This is a genomic window from Mycolicibacterium madagascariense (assembly GCF_010729665.1).
GTDB lineage: Bacteria > Actinomycetota > Actinomycetes > Mycobacteriales > Mycobacteriaceae > Mycobacterium > Mycobacterium madagascariense.
Map to the genome: position 1 here is coordinate 35,909 of NZ_AP022610.1, position 14,492 is coordinate 50,400.

Genomic DNA, 14,492 nt, shown 5'->3' on the forward strand with positions numbered 1-14,492 from the left:
CCAACGCATCGCATGATTGATCGCGATGCCTCCCGATTCCAGCTTTGCGCCCACCCAGCTGGCGGCCCGCGCCGCCTACCTGCTGCGGGGTAACGACCTCGGCGTGATGACCACCGCCGCCCCCCTGCTGTACCCGCACATGTGGAGCTGGGACTCCGCGTTCGTGACGATCGGACTCGCCCCGCTGAGCGTCGAGCGGGCCGTCGTCGAGTTGGACACCCTGCTGTCGGCGCAGTGGGCGAACGGGATGATCCCGCACATCGTCTTCGCCAACGGCGTCGACGGCTACTTTCCTGGGCCCGCGCGCTGGGCCACGTCGACGCTGGCGGCCAACGCGCCGAAGAACCGGCACACCTCGGGCATCACGCAACCGCCGGTGCATGCGATCGCCGTGCAGCGCATCCTCGACCGCGCCCGCACCAGGGGCCGCTCCACCCGCGCGGTGGCCGGGGCGTTCCTCGACCGGCGCTGGCCGGATCTGGTGCGGTGGCATCGCTGGCTGGCCGAGGCGCGTGACCCCGACGGGCGGGGGCGGGTCACGCTCTACCACGGCTGGGAGTCCGGGCTCGACAACTCACCGCGCTGGGATGGCGCCTACGCCAACGTGATTCCTGGAGTGGTACCGCCGTACCAGCGCGAGGACACGAAGATCAACACCGATACGACGCAGCGGCCGTCCGACGGCGAGTACGACCGCTACATGTGGCTCGTCGAGGAGATGAAGTCGGTCAACTACGACGACGCGCTGCTGCCGAAGGTGATGAGCTTCGCCGTCGAGGACGTCTTCGTCTCGGCCATCCTCTCGGTCGCGTGCACGGTGCTGGCCGAGATCGGGGAGGACTACAAGCGGCCGCACGCCGACGTCCGCGATCTCTACTCGTGGGCCGAGCGGTTCCGCCGGGGCGTCGTCGACAGCACCGACGAACGGACCGGCGCCGCAAGGGATTACGACCTGCGCGCCAAGAAGTGGATCGCCACCGAGACGCTCGCGCAGTTCTCGCCGCTGCTGTGCGGAGGGTTGCCGCACGAGAAGGAGCGGATGCTGCTCCGGCTGCTCGAGGGTCCGCGCTTCTGCGGCCACCCCGACCTGAAGTACGCACTGATCCCCTCGACCTCGCCGGTGTCGCGGGACTTCCGGGCGCGTGAATACTGGCGCGGGCCGGTGTGGCCGGTGGTCACGTGGCTGTTCTCGTGGTGCTTCGCACGACGCGGCTGGGCGGAGCGGTCGGCTGCCCTGCGACGGGAGGGTCTGCGCCAGGCAAGCGACGGGACGTTCGCCGAATACTACGAACCGTTCACCGGTGAGCCGCTCGGCAGCATGCAGCAGTCGTGGACCGCGGCGGCGGTACTGGACTGGCTGGGTTAGGTCTTCGGGTCCTGTTCGGCCAGTCGGGCCAACGGCGCCAACGCATTGGCCAGCGTCTCGCGCTCCTCGGTGCTGAGGTTGCCGAGCATCGATGCCAGCTGAGCCCGCCGGGTGGCCAGCGCCTCGCGGTGCTGCACCAGTCCGCGGGGGGTGACGTCGACGAGCACGGCCCGCAGGTCGGACGGATCGCGGGACCGCTTGACCAGTCCCAGCTTCTCGAGCCGGCGGATGGCGACCGTCGTCGTGGGGGTGCGGACGCGCTCGTGGGCCGCCAGCTCTGTCATCCGGATCGGGCCGAGGTCGAGCAGCGTCAGCAGAATCGACAGTTGCGCAAGGGTGAGATCGGCGCCGCCCTCGGGGGTGTTCTTGTTCGCGTCGCTTCGCCGCAGCACGGAGAACAGCTTCGAGAGCACGTGTTGCAGCTCTCCGGCAAGTTCAGTGACCTGCGGCTCGGTCTCCACCATAATTCGCTAGTCTAACCTGTCACTACCTGTCAGAAGCCCAACAACAGACGTTTGGGATGAAATGACAGTGGCGCGCACCTGACCGTCCGGGTCATCACGTCACCCGGTCAGAGCACCTGTGACAGGAACTGGCGCAGCCGTTCGGTTTCCGCGCCGTCGAAGAGTCGGTCCGGTTCGCCCGATTCGACGACCGCGCCGTGGTCCATGAACACCACGGCGTCGGCGGCCGACTGCGCGAAACCCATCTCGTGGGTGACCACCACCATCGTCATGCCGTCGCGGCCGAGCTCGGCGATGAGCGCCAGGATGCCCTTGACCAGTTCGGGATCCAGCGCCGAGGTGGCCTCGTCGAAGAACATCACCTGGGGCGCCATCGCGAGCGCCCGCGCGATCGCGACCCGCTGCTGCTGGCCACCGGACAGGGTGGCGGGACGGACATCGGCCTTGTGCCGCAACCCGACTCGCTCCAACTGCGCCAGCCCGAGTTCGCGCGCCGCGTCGGCGCCGAGTCCCTTGAGCTTGCGGGGTGCCAGCGTGACGTTGTCGAGCACCGTCTTGTGCGGAAACAGGTTGAACTGCTGGAACACCATGCCGATCCGTTGCCGCAGGGCGTCGGGATCGTCCGCGAGCACCGAGCGACCGTCGAGCAGGATGTCGCCGCGATCGGGTTCGTACAGCCGGTTGAGCACCCGCAGCAGGGTCGACTTCCCGGAACCGGACGGCCCGATCACCACGGTGGTGGTGCCTGCGGGGACGTCGAGGTCGACCCCGCGCAGGACCGCGTTCCTGCCGAATGACAAGTGAATGTCCTTGGCCGCCAACGAGACTGGTTCGGACTTCGCGGGTGTGCTCACACCATCTCCTGGGTGGCCGCCGGGCTGGCCGGGCTGTTCGGCTCCGCGGAGTCGGCGACGGGCCGCCCGCGCCGGAGGCGATCGTCGATGACGTTGACCAGATGGGTCAGCGGAATGGTCAACAGCAGGTAGAACAGCCCCGCCGCCACCAGGGGCGAGAGGTTGCCGGTCTGGGCGTTGAGGTCCCGGCCGACCTGGAACAGTTCACGCTGGCTGGCGATCAGGCCGAGGAAGTACACCAGCGACGACGCCTTGAGCAACGCGATGAATTGGTTGACCAGTGCCGGCAGCACCCGTCGAATGCCTTGTGGCACAACGACCAAGCGCATCGACCGCGAGTAGCTGAAGCCCAGCGCCCGGGACGCCTCGAGCTGTCCGGCCTCCACGCTCTGAATGCCCGAACGCAGGATCTCGCCCACGTAGGCCGCCGCCATCAACCCCAGCGCCGCGATGCCCAGCGGGTAGGGGTCGTTGCCCGTCAGACTGCCGACGAGCGGCCCGACGCCCAACCCGATCAGCAGGATGATGACCACCTCGGGCAGGCCACGGAACACGTCGGTGTACACGCGCGCCGGCCACCGCAGCCATCTCGAGGTCGAGATGCCCGCCACGGCGAGGACCAACCCGAGCGCCAGCCCGATGACGCTGGCGCTGACGGTGAGGATCAGCGTGTTCGGCAGGCCCGTCGTCAGGAGGTCGGGGATCGCCTTGCGGTACAGCCCCCAATCCAGGAACGAGTCCTTCAGTTGGCGCAGTACCGATTTCGGCGCGACCCCGGAGTTGTCCGCGGTCGGCTTCTTGGTCGCCGCGATCGTCGCGAAGTCCGGCAGCTGGGGCACGGGAGCCGCCTTCGAGCCCGGTTTCCACCCGGGCGGGAGCGCCCGCGGCACCCATTCGGAGTACAGCTTGGCCCAGGTGCCGTCGGCGATGACGGCGTCGAGGCCGGCGTTGAGGGCGTCGATCAACGGCCTGTTCTCCTTGGCCACCGCGTAGGCGACGAAGTTGTCCAAGCTGAAGGTGTTCTCGACGATCTGGGCGGGGTCGCCCGCCCGGACCGTGCCGACGGCCTGTTGCGACGGCGCGACCCACGCGTCGATCTGGCGGGTCTTCAGGCTGGCGTACACCGTGTTGTAGTCGGGGAACTTCACCGGATCCAGGTGCAGCGTGTCGACGACGTAGGCCTCCTGCACCGTGCCCTGCACGACGCCGATGCGCTGACCCGCCGCCAGTTGCGAGAAGCTCTTGAGTGCCGAACCCGACGGGACGACGAGCGAGAAGTAGCCGAAGTCGTAGCCGTTGGTGAACCCGACGGTCCGCCGACGGGCGTCGGTCGTGGTGATCGAGGACGAGCCGACGTCGAAGCGCCGCGCCGCGACCTGTGCCAGCAGCCCGGAGAAGTCGGTGCCGACGAAGTTCACCTTCAGCCCGAGCTTGGCGGCGATCGCCCGCAGCAGCTCGTTGTCGAATCCGGTGAACTGGCCCCGAGCGTCGATGCAGATGCTCGGCGGCGCGTCGGAGAGCGTGCCGACCGTCAGCACGCCGGGGGTGCCGAGCCCCAGCGCGCCGACGTTCACCGGCAGCGGTTCGACGCCGGGGGTCGTGTACTTGTCGGCCGCCGGCCCCTTGGCTGCCGACGCGAGGTTGGTGGGGAGGGCGCTGGCACTGCCGACGCCGGGCGGCGCGCACTGGTCGCCGTCGGCGCCCGCCGCCGGTGCCACGCCCAGCGCGGCGACGAACAGGGTGGCGAGGAGAACGACGAGGACCTTGAGGCTGGCCGGGTGCCTGGGTTCGCCGATCACCCCGGAAACCTATCGGTACCGGCGCTCCTCGTGAAACGTTCGGCTCATACCGAACCCAACGCGCACCGCATCACCGCTGCGCGTCGCGCCAGCGGCACAGCGCCTCGGCGTCGGTCAGGTCGTAGTCCGGTCCGTTGACCCCGACGGTGAGCAGCGAGACGCCCAGGCCGACGAGCGCCTCGGCGTCGGCGATGAGGTCGTCGCCCTTGCCGGTGACGCCCGCGGACCGTTCGATGGTGTCGGGGTCGCGGCCCACGGTGGCGCAGTGCTCGGCGAGCACCTTGGCCTTGGCCGGGTAGGTCTCGGTCGTCGTGAAACCGTGCCACTGGTGGGCGAATTCGGCCACCAGACGCAGTGTCTTCTTCTCGCCCTGGCCACCGATGAGGATCGGAATCTCGCGCACCGGAGCAGGATTGAGCTTGGCCAGCCGCGACGTGATGCGCGGCAGCGCCGCCGCGAGGTCGTCGAGACGGCTGCCGACGGTGCCGAAGTCGTAGCCGTACTCGTCATAGTCCTTCTGCTTCCAGCCCGATCCGATGCCAAGGATCAGCCTGCCGTCGGAGATGTTGTCGACGGTGCGCGCCATGTCCGCCAGGAGCTCGGGGTTGCGGTAGGAGTTGCAGGTGACCAGCGCGCCGATCTCGAGGCGCGACGTCTGCTCGGCCCAGGCGCCGAGCATGGTCCAGCATTCGTAGTGCGCGCCATCGGGATCGCCGTACAGCGGATAGAAGTGGTCCCAGTTGAACGCCACGTCGACGCCGAGGTCCTCGCAGCGCAGGACTGCGTCGCGCAGATGGCCGTAGTTGGGGGAGTGCTGCGGTTGAAGTTGGACGCCGATGCGGGTGGGGAAGCTCATGGCCTCCACGTTAGGCGTTGAGAATGCCGCGCAGGATGTCGACCAGCGCAGCGGGTTGGTCGCCCTGCACCGAGTGCCCGGCGTCGGGCACGACGTGGGTGCGCTGGAAGCCCGGGGCGCCCTTGGCGAACGCGTCGGCGTCCGCATCGTCGACGAAGTGGGAGTTCGCGCCGCGCACCAGCGTGGTCGGCATGGTGATGGCGGGGACGTCGTCCCAGAGGTTCGTGAAGCCGTCGCCCGTGCGGAACGAGTCGTACCGCCACGTCCACGAACCGTCGTCGAGCTGCTTGCTGTTGTGAAAGACACCGCGGCGCAACGAGTTTCGGCTGCGATGCGGAGCGGCGGCGACGGCCACGTCGAGCATGGCGGCGAACGACGGGAAGGTGCGGTCCCCCTGCACCAGCGCGACGGTGCCCATCTGCGCCTTGGTCATCGCCTCGTGCTTCTCGGGGGATGACGGCGTCACGTCGACGAGGACCAACTCGGGGACGAGCGCGGGCTCGGTGGCGGCGATGCGCAGCGCGGTCAGGCCGCCGAGGGACATGCCGACCAGCAACCGTGGCGCCGGGGCCCATTCGCGCAGGATCGGGCGCAACGTCTCCGCGGCGCGGCGAGGTCCGTAGTCACCGTCCTCGCGCCAGGCCGAGCGGCCGTGCCCGGGCAGGTCGACGGCCAGCGCGGGCACGCCGAGCCCGAGGATCACGGTGTCCCAGGTGTGCGCGTTCTGCCCGCCGCCGTGCAGGAAGACGAGCTGCGGGTCGGCGTCCCCCCACTTCAGCGCGCTGATCGGACCGGAGTCGACCCGGGTCACCGTGGGGAGGGGGCCCGTCGCGCCGATCTGCTCGGCGTTCTCGGGCAGCAGGGCGAACTCGTCGAGGCCCAGGAGTTCGTCATCGGAGAGCTGCGCCATCGCTCGACCATACAAAGCTCTGAATATTTCGGTGCGGTCGCGTCGCGGCTGTGCCACGGTCGACTCCGTGACGACGCTGCGCACCGCCGAGGACGCGGACTGGCCCGCGATGAGGTCGTTGGCCGCGACGAGCTTTGGATCGTTCCGGCCGCAGGACGCCACCGACATGTGGCGGACGCTGATCCCACCGGGTGGGGCGATCGTCGTCTGCGATGGCGACGACGTCGTCGGCATGTCGTTCCATCTGGACCTGCGGCTGACGGTCCCCGGCGGCGCCGTGCTCCCGATGGCGGGGCTGTCGTGGGTGTGCGTGGCGCCGACGCACCGGCGGCGGGGCCTGCTCACCGAGATGCTCGACGAACTGCACCGCCGAATGGTCGAGGCGCGGTATCCGATCGCCGGTCTCGAGGCGTCCGAGGGTGGCATCTACGGCCGGTTCGGCTACGGCCCGGCAACCATCGTCGACGGTGTCGCGGTGGACCGGCGGGTGGCCCGCGTCCACCCCGAGGTGCCCGATCCCGGCGGCGTCCGGGTGGTGACGCCGGCTCGGCACCGCGAACGGATCGAGCAGATCTACGACCGGTGGCGGTTGCGGACGCCCGGCGGCCTGCACACGCCACCGCAGCTGTGGGACGAGGTGTTCGGCGATCGCGAGGTGTCGCGCGGCGGCGACAGTCCGTTCTTCGCGCTCCTGCGCGACGACGGTTTCGTCTTCTACCGCACGCACGGCGACACCGAACGCAAGGACGTCGTGATCACCAAGCTCGCCACCGCGAGCGACGACGCCTACGTCGCGCTGTGGCGGGCGCTACTGGGGTTGGACCTGATGCAGAACGTCACGCTCCGGATGCCGCCGGGTGCCCCTCTTCCCTACCTATTGAGCGACGCGCGGGTGGTCCGCACCACCGGCAGGGAGGACGGTCTGTGGCTGCGCCTGCTCGACGTACCGAGGGCCCTGCAGGCCCGCACCTACGCCGCGGACCTGTCGGTCGTGATCGACGTGGCCGACGTGGGCCGGTTCGCGCTCGAGATTCGCGAGGGGCGGGCCCGGTGTGAGCCCAGTGGGGACGAGCCCGACGTGTCGACCGACCTCTCGGTGCTCGGCAGTCTCTACCTCGGCGCGCACCGGGCGTCGTCGTTCGTGATGGCGAAACGCTTGCGCGGCAACGACACTCGCGTCATGCGGCAGCTGGACGCGGCGTTCGCCTCCGACGTACCCGCGGAGCTCGGCTTCGGCTTTTGACCGCGCGAGACGTCAGCCCTCGATGAAGGATTCGAGCTGGGCGCGGGCGATGTCGTCGGCCAGCTGCTTGGGCGGGCTCTTCATGAGGTACGCCGACGCGGCCTCGACCGGTCCGCCGATGCCACGGTCGAGCGCGATCTTCGCGGCGCGCACCGCGTCGATGATGACGCCCGCCGAGTTCGGCGAATCCCACACCTCGAGCTTGTACTCCAGGTTCAGCGGCACGTCGCCGAAGGCGCGACCCTCGAGGCGGACGTAGGCCCACTTGCGGTCGTCGAGCCAACCGACGTGATCGGACGGACCGATGTGGACGTCCTTGGTGTTGAACTCCCGCTGCAGGTTCGACGTGACGGCCTGGGTCTTGGAGATCTTCTTGGACTCCAGGCGCGAGCGCTCGAGCATGTTGAGGAAGTCCATGTTGCCGCCGACGTTGAGCTGCATCGTGCGGTCGAGCTGCACGCCGCGGTCCTCGAACAGCTTGGCCATCACGCGGTGGGTGATGGTGGCGCCGACCTGGCTCTTGATGTCGTCGCCGACGATCGGCACGCCGGCGTCGGTGAACTTCTTGGCCCACACGGGATCCGAGGCGATGAAGACGGGCAGCGCGTTGACGAAGGCCACGCCCGCGTCGATCGCGCACTGCGCGTAGAACTTGTCGGCCTCCTCCGAACCCACGGGAAGGTAGGACACCATGACGTCGACCTTGGCGTCCTTGAGCGCCTTGACGACGTCGACGGCGTCGCTGTCGGACACCTCGATGGTCTCGGAGTAGTACTTGCCGATGCCGTCGAGCGTCGGGCCGCGCTGCACCGTGACGTTGGTCGGCGGCACGTCGGCGATCTTGATGGTGTTGTTCTCCGACGCGAAGATCGCCTCGGACAGGTCGAAGCCGACCTTCTTGGCGTCGACGTCGAACGCGGCCACGAACTGCACGTCGCGCACGTGGTACTTGCCCAGCTTGACGTGCATGAGGCCGGGGACGGTCGAGTTCTCGTCGGCGTCCTGGTAGTACTGCACACCCTGGATCAAGGAGGAGGCGCAGTTGCCGACGCCGACGATGGCGACCCGGATCTCGTTCTGCGGGCTCTCGGACATAAGGCGGTCTCCTTCTCGTACTGACACTGTTGTGGTGGTCGGCTTGGGTCTGTTGGTCGGGTTCAGGTCTGTTGGTCCGGCGGTGCGGCCACGCGCTCGGCCGCGATCAGGTCGTTGAGCCACTTGACTTCGCGCTCACTGGATTCCAGGCCGAGCTGATGCAGCTGGCGGGTGTAGCGGTCCAGTGAATTGGTGGCGCGCGCGATGGCTTCGCGCAGGCCTTCGCGGCGTTCCTCCACCTGGCGGCGGCGGCCCTCGAGGATGCGCATCCTGGCTTCGGCCGGCGTGCGGTTGAAGAAGGCCAGGTGCACGCCAAAGCCGTCGTCGGTGTAGTTCTGCGGGCCGGTGTCGGCGACGAGTTCGGCGAAGCGCTGCTTGCCGGTGTCGGTCAGGACGTAGACGCGGCGGGCCCGACGGACCTTGACCGTGCCCTCGGGTGCCGACTCCTCGACGATGAGCCCGTCGGCCTGCATGCGCCGCAGCGCCGGGTACAGCGAGCCGTAGGAGAACGCGCGAAACGCTCCCAGCAGGCCCGTCAGCCGCTTGCGCAGCTCGTAGCCGTGCATGGGCGATTCGAGCAGAAGTCCCAAGATCGCGAGTTCGAGCACCGAATCACCTCCCTACGCCACCGCTACGATCATCCGACACGTCGCGCAACTGTATCGCGCCGATATATATCGCGCTACATCGGGGGCGCAATCCGCCATTGCCGTCCCCGGCCGGGCGGTCCCGGGGTCTGCCGCGTCCCTCGCGGGACGGATCGCGGAAGTTGGGGCGGCATCGACGCAGACCAGATGCCACGGCTGGCAACCGTGCCGTGGAGTCCGGGCTGCGCCGGGACGGGGCCGACGTACTCTGGTCCTCGTGCGATTGCAGCGACAGGTGGTGGACTACGCGCTCAAGCGGCGGTCTCTGCTGGCTGAGGTGTACTCCGGACGCACCGGCGTCTCCGAGGTGTGCGACGCCAATCCGTACCTGCTGCGGGCCGCGAAGTTCCACGGCAAGGCCAGTCAGGTCATGTGCCCCATCTGCCGCAAGGAACAGCTCACCCTGGTGTCGTGGGTGTTCGGCGACCACCTCGGCGCGGTGTCCGGGTCGGCCCGCACCACCGAGGAGCTGGTGATGCTGGCCGCCAAGTTCGACGAGTTCGCAGTGCACGTCGTCGAGGTTTGCCGGACGTGCAGCTGGAACCACCTGGTCAAGTCCTACGTCCTCGGAGCGCCCAAGCCCCCCAAGGCGCGCGGGACCCGAACGGCGCGCTCCGGAGCTCGCACGGCCAGTGAATAGCGAAGGACGACGCCAAGAGTCGGCCGACGACCTCCGTAAGGAGTCTTCGGCTGGCGGTGGCGTCATGCCCGCCCGACGCCCGGTCGGCGCCCAGGTGCGCGAACCGTTCCCTGCCGACGACCGCAGGACGATGTTGCTGCCGCCGGTCGGCGAGCCGCCACCCGCGCAGTACCGCGACCCGATCGACGTCGTGAAGGCCGCTCTCGACGGCACGCCGCCGCCCAAGTCGCCGCCACCCGGTCCCCCGATCGGCGGCGGTCCGCCCGGCGGGCAGGGGCCCGGGCGCCGGTTTCACGTCAATTGGAAGTGGGTGCGCCGGGGCACCTACCTCTTCCTCGCGCTGTGCGTGCTGCTGCCCGCCATCACGTTCGGCATGGCCTACGTCATCGTGGACATCCCCAAGCCGGGGGACATCAGGACCAACCAGGTGTCGACGATTCTGGCCAGCGACGGCAGCGAACTCGCCAAGATCGTGCCGCCGGAGGGCAACCGGGTCGACGTCGACATCGACCAGATTCCCGTGCACGTGCGCAACGCGGTGATGGCCGCGGAGGATCGCGACTTCTACTCCAACCCGGGCTTCTCGTTCACCGGATTCCTGCGGGCCATGAAGAACAACGTCTTCGGCGGTGACCTGCAGGGTGGTTCGACGATCACGCAGCAGTACGTCAAGAACGCGCTCGTGGGCGATGCCCGTTCGGGTGTCGGCGGCCTGGTCCGAAAAGCCAAGGAGCTCGTCATCTCGACGAAGATGACCGGCGAGTGGTCGAAGGACCAGATCCTGCAGTCCTACCTCAACATCATCTACTTCGGCCGCGGGGTGTACGGCATCGCGGCGGCGTCGACGGCGTACTTCGGCAAACCCGTCGAACAGCTGAACGTCGCCGAGGGCGCACTACTGGCGGCGCTCATCCAGCAGCCCTCGGCACTGGACCCGGCGGTCGATCCAGCGGGGTCGGCCGAGCGGTGGAACTGGGTGCTCGACGGCATGGTCCGGATGGGCGCGCTGTCGCCGAGCGAACGCGCCGCGCAGGTGTTCCCCCCGACGGTGCCGCCGGAGCAGGCGCAGGCACAGAACCAGACGACCGGGCCCAACGGGTTGATCGAGCGTCAGGTCACCCGCGAACTGATGGACCTGTTCAACATCGACGAGCAGACCCTCAACACCGAGGGCCTGCAGGTCACCACCACGATCGACCCCAAGGCGCAGGCGGCCGCCGAGGACGCGGCGACGAAGTACCTGGACGGCCAGGATCCCGACATGCGGACGGCCATCGCGTCGGTCGACCCGAGGACCGGCGGGGTCAAGGCGTACTACGGCGGTTCGGACGCCAACGGCTTCGACTTCGCGCAGGCCGGTTTGCCGACGGGGTCGTCGTTCAAGGTGTTCGCGCTCGTCGCGGCCCTCGAGCAGGGCATCGGGCTCGGCTACCAGGTGGACAGTTCGCCGGTCGACGTCAACGGCATCAAGATCACCAACGTCGACGGCGAGGCGTGCGGCACGTGCAACATCGCCGAGGCGCTCAAGCTGTCGCTCAACACCAGCTACTACCGACTCATGCTCAAGCTGAAGAACGGTCCGCAGGACGTGGCCGATGCGGCCCATGCGGCCGGCGTCGCGACCAGCTTCCCCGGCGTCGAGCACACGCTGTCCGAGGACGGCAAGGGCGGCCCGCCCAACAACGGTGTGGTGCTGGGCCAGTACCAGACCCGCGTCATCGACATGGCCTCGGCGTACGCGACGCTCGCCGACTCGGGCATCTATCACCGCCCGCACTTCGTGCAGAAGGTCGTCCGCCCGGACGGTCAGGTGCTCTTCGACGCCTCCCAGCAGAACGACCCCGGCGAACAGAAGATCCCGAAGGCCGTGGCCGACAACGTGACCGCCGCGATGCAGCCCATCGCGTCCTACTCCCGCGGACACGGTCTGGCCGGGGGCAGGCCGTCGGCGGCCAAGACCGGCACCAACCAGCTCGGCGACACCGACAACAACCGCGACGCGTGGATGGTCGGGTACACCCCGTCGCTGTCCACCGCGGTCTGGGTGGGCACGACCGAGGGCACCAAGCCGTTGGTCACCAAGTCCGGCGCCGCGGTGTACGGCTCCGGGCTGCCGTCCGACATCTGGAAGGCGACCATGGACGGCGCGCTGAAGGGGACCGACGTGGAGACGTTTCCCAAGCCGACCGAGATCGGCGGCTACGCGGGGCCGCCCGCCCCGCCACCGCCGCCGCCACCCCCGCCCGCGCCGCCGTCGGAGACCGTCATCCAGCCGACGATCGAGCTGGGCCCCGGCATCACGATCCCGTTCGGACCGCCGACGACGGTGACCGGGGGCCCGCCGCCACCGCCGCCACCGCCGGGTGACCCCGCTGCGGCGACCCCGACCGTCACTGCCCCGCCTCCGCCGCCGTGACGGTCGCCGAGCCGCCCCTGACACCGCCCGAGCCGCAGATCGGGATCGACTCGCCAGCTCCGCTGGCACACGACCTGCGCAGTGACGACGACCGAGACCTACCCAGCCGGACCGACACCATCGGCGCGGCGCTGTCGGGTGTCATCGGCGGTCCGGTCGGACGGCACGCGCTGATCGGCCGGGCGCGGTTCATGACGCCGCTGCGGGTCATGCTGATGATCGCGCTGGTGTTCCTGGCCCTCGGATACACGACGAAGGCGGCCTGTCTACAGTCCACGGGCAGGGGCACGGCCGATCAGCGGGTCGCCGTGTGGGAGAACCAGCGCGCCTACTACGAGCTCTGCTACTCCGACACGGTTCCGCTGTACACCGCAGAGTTGTTGTCCCAGGGCAAGTTTCCGTACAAGTCGTCGTGGCGGGAGAAGGACGCCGCGGGCAATCCGCAGGTCCAGTACGACGGCCGCCCGGCGGTCCGGTACATGGAGTATCCGGTGCTGACCGGGCTCTACCAGTACGCGTCGATGGCGTTGGCGAAGACCTACACCGCCCTGACCAAGCTCGTCGGCGTGCCGATCGTCGCAGAAGTGGTGATGTTCTTCGACATCGCCGCCTTCGGCCTGGCGCTCGCCTGGCTCGCGACGGTGTGGGCGACGGCGCGACTGGCAGGCCGACGCCCGTGGGATGCGGCGCTCGTCGCGGGCTCGCCGCTGCTGATCTTCCAGATCTTCACCAACTTCGACGCGTTGGCGACGGCCTGCGCGGCGGGCGCGATGCTGGCGTGGTCGCGCCGCCGACCCGCGTTGGCGGGTGCCCTCATCGGCGTCGGGGTGGCGCTCAAGCTCTACCCCCTGCTGCTGATCGTGCCGCTGGTCATCGTCGGCGTGCGGACGGGACGGCTGCGCGAGGTCGGCAAGACCGTCGGCGCCGCCGTCGCGACGTGGTTGGTGGTGAATCTGCCGATCCTGGTGCTGTTTCCGCGCGGCTGGTCGGAATTCTTCCGGCTCAACACCCGGCGCGGCGACGACATGGATTCGATCTACAACGTCGTGAAGTCGTTCACGGGGTGGAAGGGCTTCGATCCGCAGCTGGGCTTCTGGCAGCCGCCGTCGGTGACGAACGCGGTGACGGCGGTGTTGTTCGCGATCTGCCTGTGCGCGATCGCCTATTTCGGGTTGACGGCCAGGCAGCGGCCCAGGGTGGCGCAGTTGGCGTTCCTCGTCGTCGCGGCCTTCCTGCTGACGAACAAGGTCTGGAGTCCGCAGTACTCGCTGTGGCTGGTGCCGCTGGCGGTGCTGGCCCTGCCGCACCGTCGAATCCTGTTGGCGTGGATGACGATCGACGCACTGGTCTGGGTGCCGCGGATGCTCTATCTGTTCGGCGAGCAGAAGATGGGCCTGCCGGAACAGTGGTTCACCACGACCGTACTGATACGTGACGTCGCCGTAGTCACGTTGTGCGCGTTGGTGATTCGCCAAATCCGCCGGTCCGAACTGGATCTGGTCCGGTACGGCGGCCGGGTCGACGATCCGTCGGGCGGGGTCTTCGAGCACGCCGAGGACGCGCCGCCGAAGTGGTTGCCCCGTCGACTGCGGCCCGCCTCGCGCGAGCCGGTGTCCACACCCGAGAAGGAGTTGCTGCCCACGTGACCGCCCTGGACTTCCACGATTCGGTCGTCGTGCACGTCGAGCCCGATCGGCTCTACGAGCTGGTCTCCGACGTCACCAGGATGGGCGAGTGGAGCCCGCAGTGCCGGGCGTGCTGGTGGGACGAGGGCGCCGGCCCGACGGTCGGTTCCTACTTCACCGGCCGCAACGACGACGGCAAGCGCACGTGGGAGACCAGGAGCCGGGTCGTGGCCGCGGACCCCGGCCGCGAGTTCGCCTGGGTGGTCAACGACGGCTGGGTGCGGTGGGGCTTCACGATCGACGCCGTCGACGGCGGTTCCCGGCTCACCGAGTGGTGGGCGTTCCAGCCCGAGGGCATCCAGGGTTTCCACGACCGCTTCGGCGAGCACGCGGAGCACCAGATCGAGATCCGCTCGACGGCGGCCCACGCCGGCATCCCCGTCACGCTGGCGGCCATCAAGCGGACCGCCGAGGGCGGCTGAGCGCGCGATTTCGCTGCTCAGGCCCCCTTGCGGTAACCTTGCCCAGTTGCCGACGCAGGCGACCCTCCTGCCACGGACACGCCGTGGCCGCACAC

Annotated in this window: 13 protein-coding genes; 6 read left to right on the plus strand and 7 right to left on the minus strand. The window is 69.0% G+C overall.

All coding sequences use genetic code 11. From position 1 onward, the window contains the following. The first annotated feature begins 25 nt into the window (after nucleotides 1-25). On the plus strand, nucleotides 26-1,366 hold the full coding sequence (gene ggh, locus G6N60_RS00165) for a glucosylglycerate hydrolase (RefSeq protein WP_163730821.1): 1,341 nt from the start codon (nucleotides 26-28) through the stop codon (nucleotides 1,364-1,366). Here the strand turns inward: ggh and G6N60_RS00170 are convergent. From G6N60_RS00170 to G6N60_RS00190, 5 genes are all read right to left on the minus strand, one after another. Beyond that, entirely contained in the window at nucleotides 1,363-1,830 is a 468-nt protein-coding gene (locus G6N60_RS00170) for a MarR family winged helix-turn-helix transcriptional regulator (RefSeq protein ID WP_163730824.1), read from the minus strand. The two genes, ggh and G6N60_RS00170, sit on opposite strands and share 4 nt — an antisense overlap. A gap of 107 nt (nucleotides 1,831-1,937) precedes the next feature. Next, nucleotides 1,938-2,684 (minus strand): amino acid ABC transporter ATP-binding protein, encoded by a 747-nt coding sequence (locus G6N60_RS00175; RefSeq protein ID WP_163730826.1) that lies wholly within the window; start codon nucleotides 2,682-2,684, stop codon nucleotides 1,938-1,940. After that, nucleotides 2,681-4,480, minus strand: a complete 1,800-nt coding sequence (locus tag G6N60_RS00180; protein ID WP_163743204.1) for an ABC transporter substrate-binding protein/permease — start codon at nucleotides 4,478-4,480, stop codon at nucleotides 2,681-2,683. Before G6N60_RS00180 ends, G6N60_RS00175 begins: the two co-directional genes overlap by 4 nt. 73 nt (nucleotides 4,481-4,553) lie before the next feature. Next, the gene (locus G6N60_RS00185; RefSeq protein ID WP_163730827.1) at nucleotides 4,554-5,339 is read right to left on the minus strand and encodes an LLM class F420-dependent oxidoreductase; all 786 of its coding nucleotides are present in this window, start codon (nucleotides 5,337-5,339) and stop codon (nucleotides 4,554-4,556) included. A 10-nt stretch (nucleotides 5,340-5,349) separates the two neighbouring features. Further along, nucleotides 5,350-6,249, minus strand: coding sequence for an Rv0045c family esterase (locus G6N60_RS00190; RefSeq protein WP_163730829.1), 900 nt, complete (start codon nucleotides 6,247-6,249; stop codon nucleotides 5,350-5,352). Nucleotides 6,250-6,316: 67 nt separating this feature from the next. Between G6N60_RS00190 and G6N60_RS00195 the strand changes: the two genes are divergently transcribed. After that, nucleotides 6,317-7,492 (plus strand): enhanced intracellular survival protein Eis, encoded by a 1,176-nt coding sequence (locus tag G6N60_RS00195; RefSeq protein WP_263992450.1) that lies wholly within the window; start codon nucleotides 6,317-6,319, stop codon nucleotides 7,490-7,492. 12 nt (nucleotides 7,493-7,504) lie between these two features. Here G6N60_RS00195 and G6N60_RS00200 read toward each other — a convergent pair whose 3' ends face one another. Continuing rightward, nucleotides 7,505-8,587, minus strand: coding sequence for an inositol-3-phosphate synthase (locus G6N60_RS00200; RefSeq protein ID WP_163730831.1), 1,083 nt, complete (start codon nucleotides 8,585-8,587; stop codon nucleotides 7,505-7,507). Between the two features lie 62 nt (nucleotides 8,588-8,649). Continuing rightward, nucleotides 8,650-9,195 (minus strand): PadR family transcriptional regulator, encoded by a 546-nt coding sequence (locus G6N60_RS00205; RefSeq protein ID WP_163730833.1) that lies wholly within the window; start codon nucleotides 9,193-9,195, stop codon nucleotides 8,650-8,652. Nucleotides 9,196-9,451: 256 nt separating this feature from the next. Between G6N60_RS00205 and G6N60_RS00210 the strand changes: the two genes are divergently transcribed. From G6N60_RS00210 to G6N60_RS00225, 4 genes are read left to right on the plus strand one after another with little or no spacing between them, the layout of a single operon-like run. Next, nucleotides 9,452-9,874, plus strand: a complete 423-nt coding sequence (locus tag G6N60_RS00210; protein WP_163730835.1) for a DUF5318 domain-containing protein — start codon at nucleotides 9,452-9,454, stop codon at nucleotides 9,872-9,874. Further along, nucleotides 9,867-12,290 (plus strand): transglycosylase domain-containing protein, encoded by a 2,424-nt coding sequence (locus G6N60_RS00215; protein ID WP_372511025.1) that lies wholly within the window; start codon nucleotides 9,867-9,869, stop codon nucleotides 12,288-12,290. The genes G6N60_RS00210 and G6N60_RS00215 overlap by 8 nt, the downstream gene beginning before the upstream one ends. Further along, nucleotides 12,287-13,936: a glycosyltransferase family 87 protein gene (locus tag G6N60_RS00220; RefSeq protein WP_372511026.1), complete on the plus strand. Its 1,650-nt coding sequence runs from the start codon at nucleotides 12,287-12,289 to the stop codon at nucleotides 13,934-13,936. The genes G6N60_RS00215 and G6N60_RS00220 overlap by 4 nt, the downstream gene beginning before the upstream one ends. Continuing rightward, nucleotides 13,933-14,397 (plus strand): SRPBCC family protein, encoded by a 465-nt coding sequence (locus G6N60_RS00225; RefSeq protein WP_163730839.1) that lies wholly within the window; start codon nucleotides 13,933-13,935, stop codon nucleotides 14,395-14,397. Before G6N60_RS00220 ends, G6N60_RS00225 begins: the two co-directional genes overlap by 4 nt. Nucleotides 14,398-14,492 lie beyond the last annotated feature (95 nt).

What these genes read in the sequence shown, in the direction of transcription:
- G6N60_RS00170 (WP_163730824.1), bottom strand. Translation starts at nt 1,830, where the DNA reads ATGGTGGAGACCGAGCCGCAGGTCACTGAACTTGCCGGAGAGCTGCAA.
- G6N60_RS00200 (WP_163730831.1), bottom strand. Translation starts at nt 8,587, where the DNA reads ATGTCCGAGAGCCCGCAGAACGAGATCCGGGTCGCCATCGTCGGCGTC.
- G6N60_RS00185 (WP_163730827.1), bottom strand. Translation starts at nt 5,339, where the DNA reads ATGAGCTTCCCCACCCGCATCGGCGTCCAACTTCAACCGCAGCACTCC.
- G6N60_RS00190 (WP_163730829.1), bottom strand. Translation starts at nt 6,249, where the DNA reads ATGGCGCAGCTCTCCGATGACGAACTCCTGGGCCTCGACGAGTTCGCC.
- ggh (WP_163730821.1), top strand. Translation starts at nt 26, where the DNA reads ATGCCTCCCGATTCCAGCTTTGCGCCCACCCAGCTGGCGGCCCGCGCC.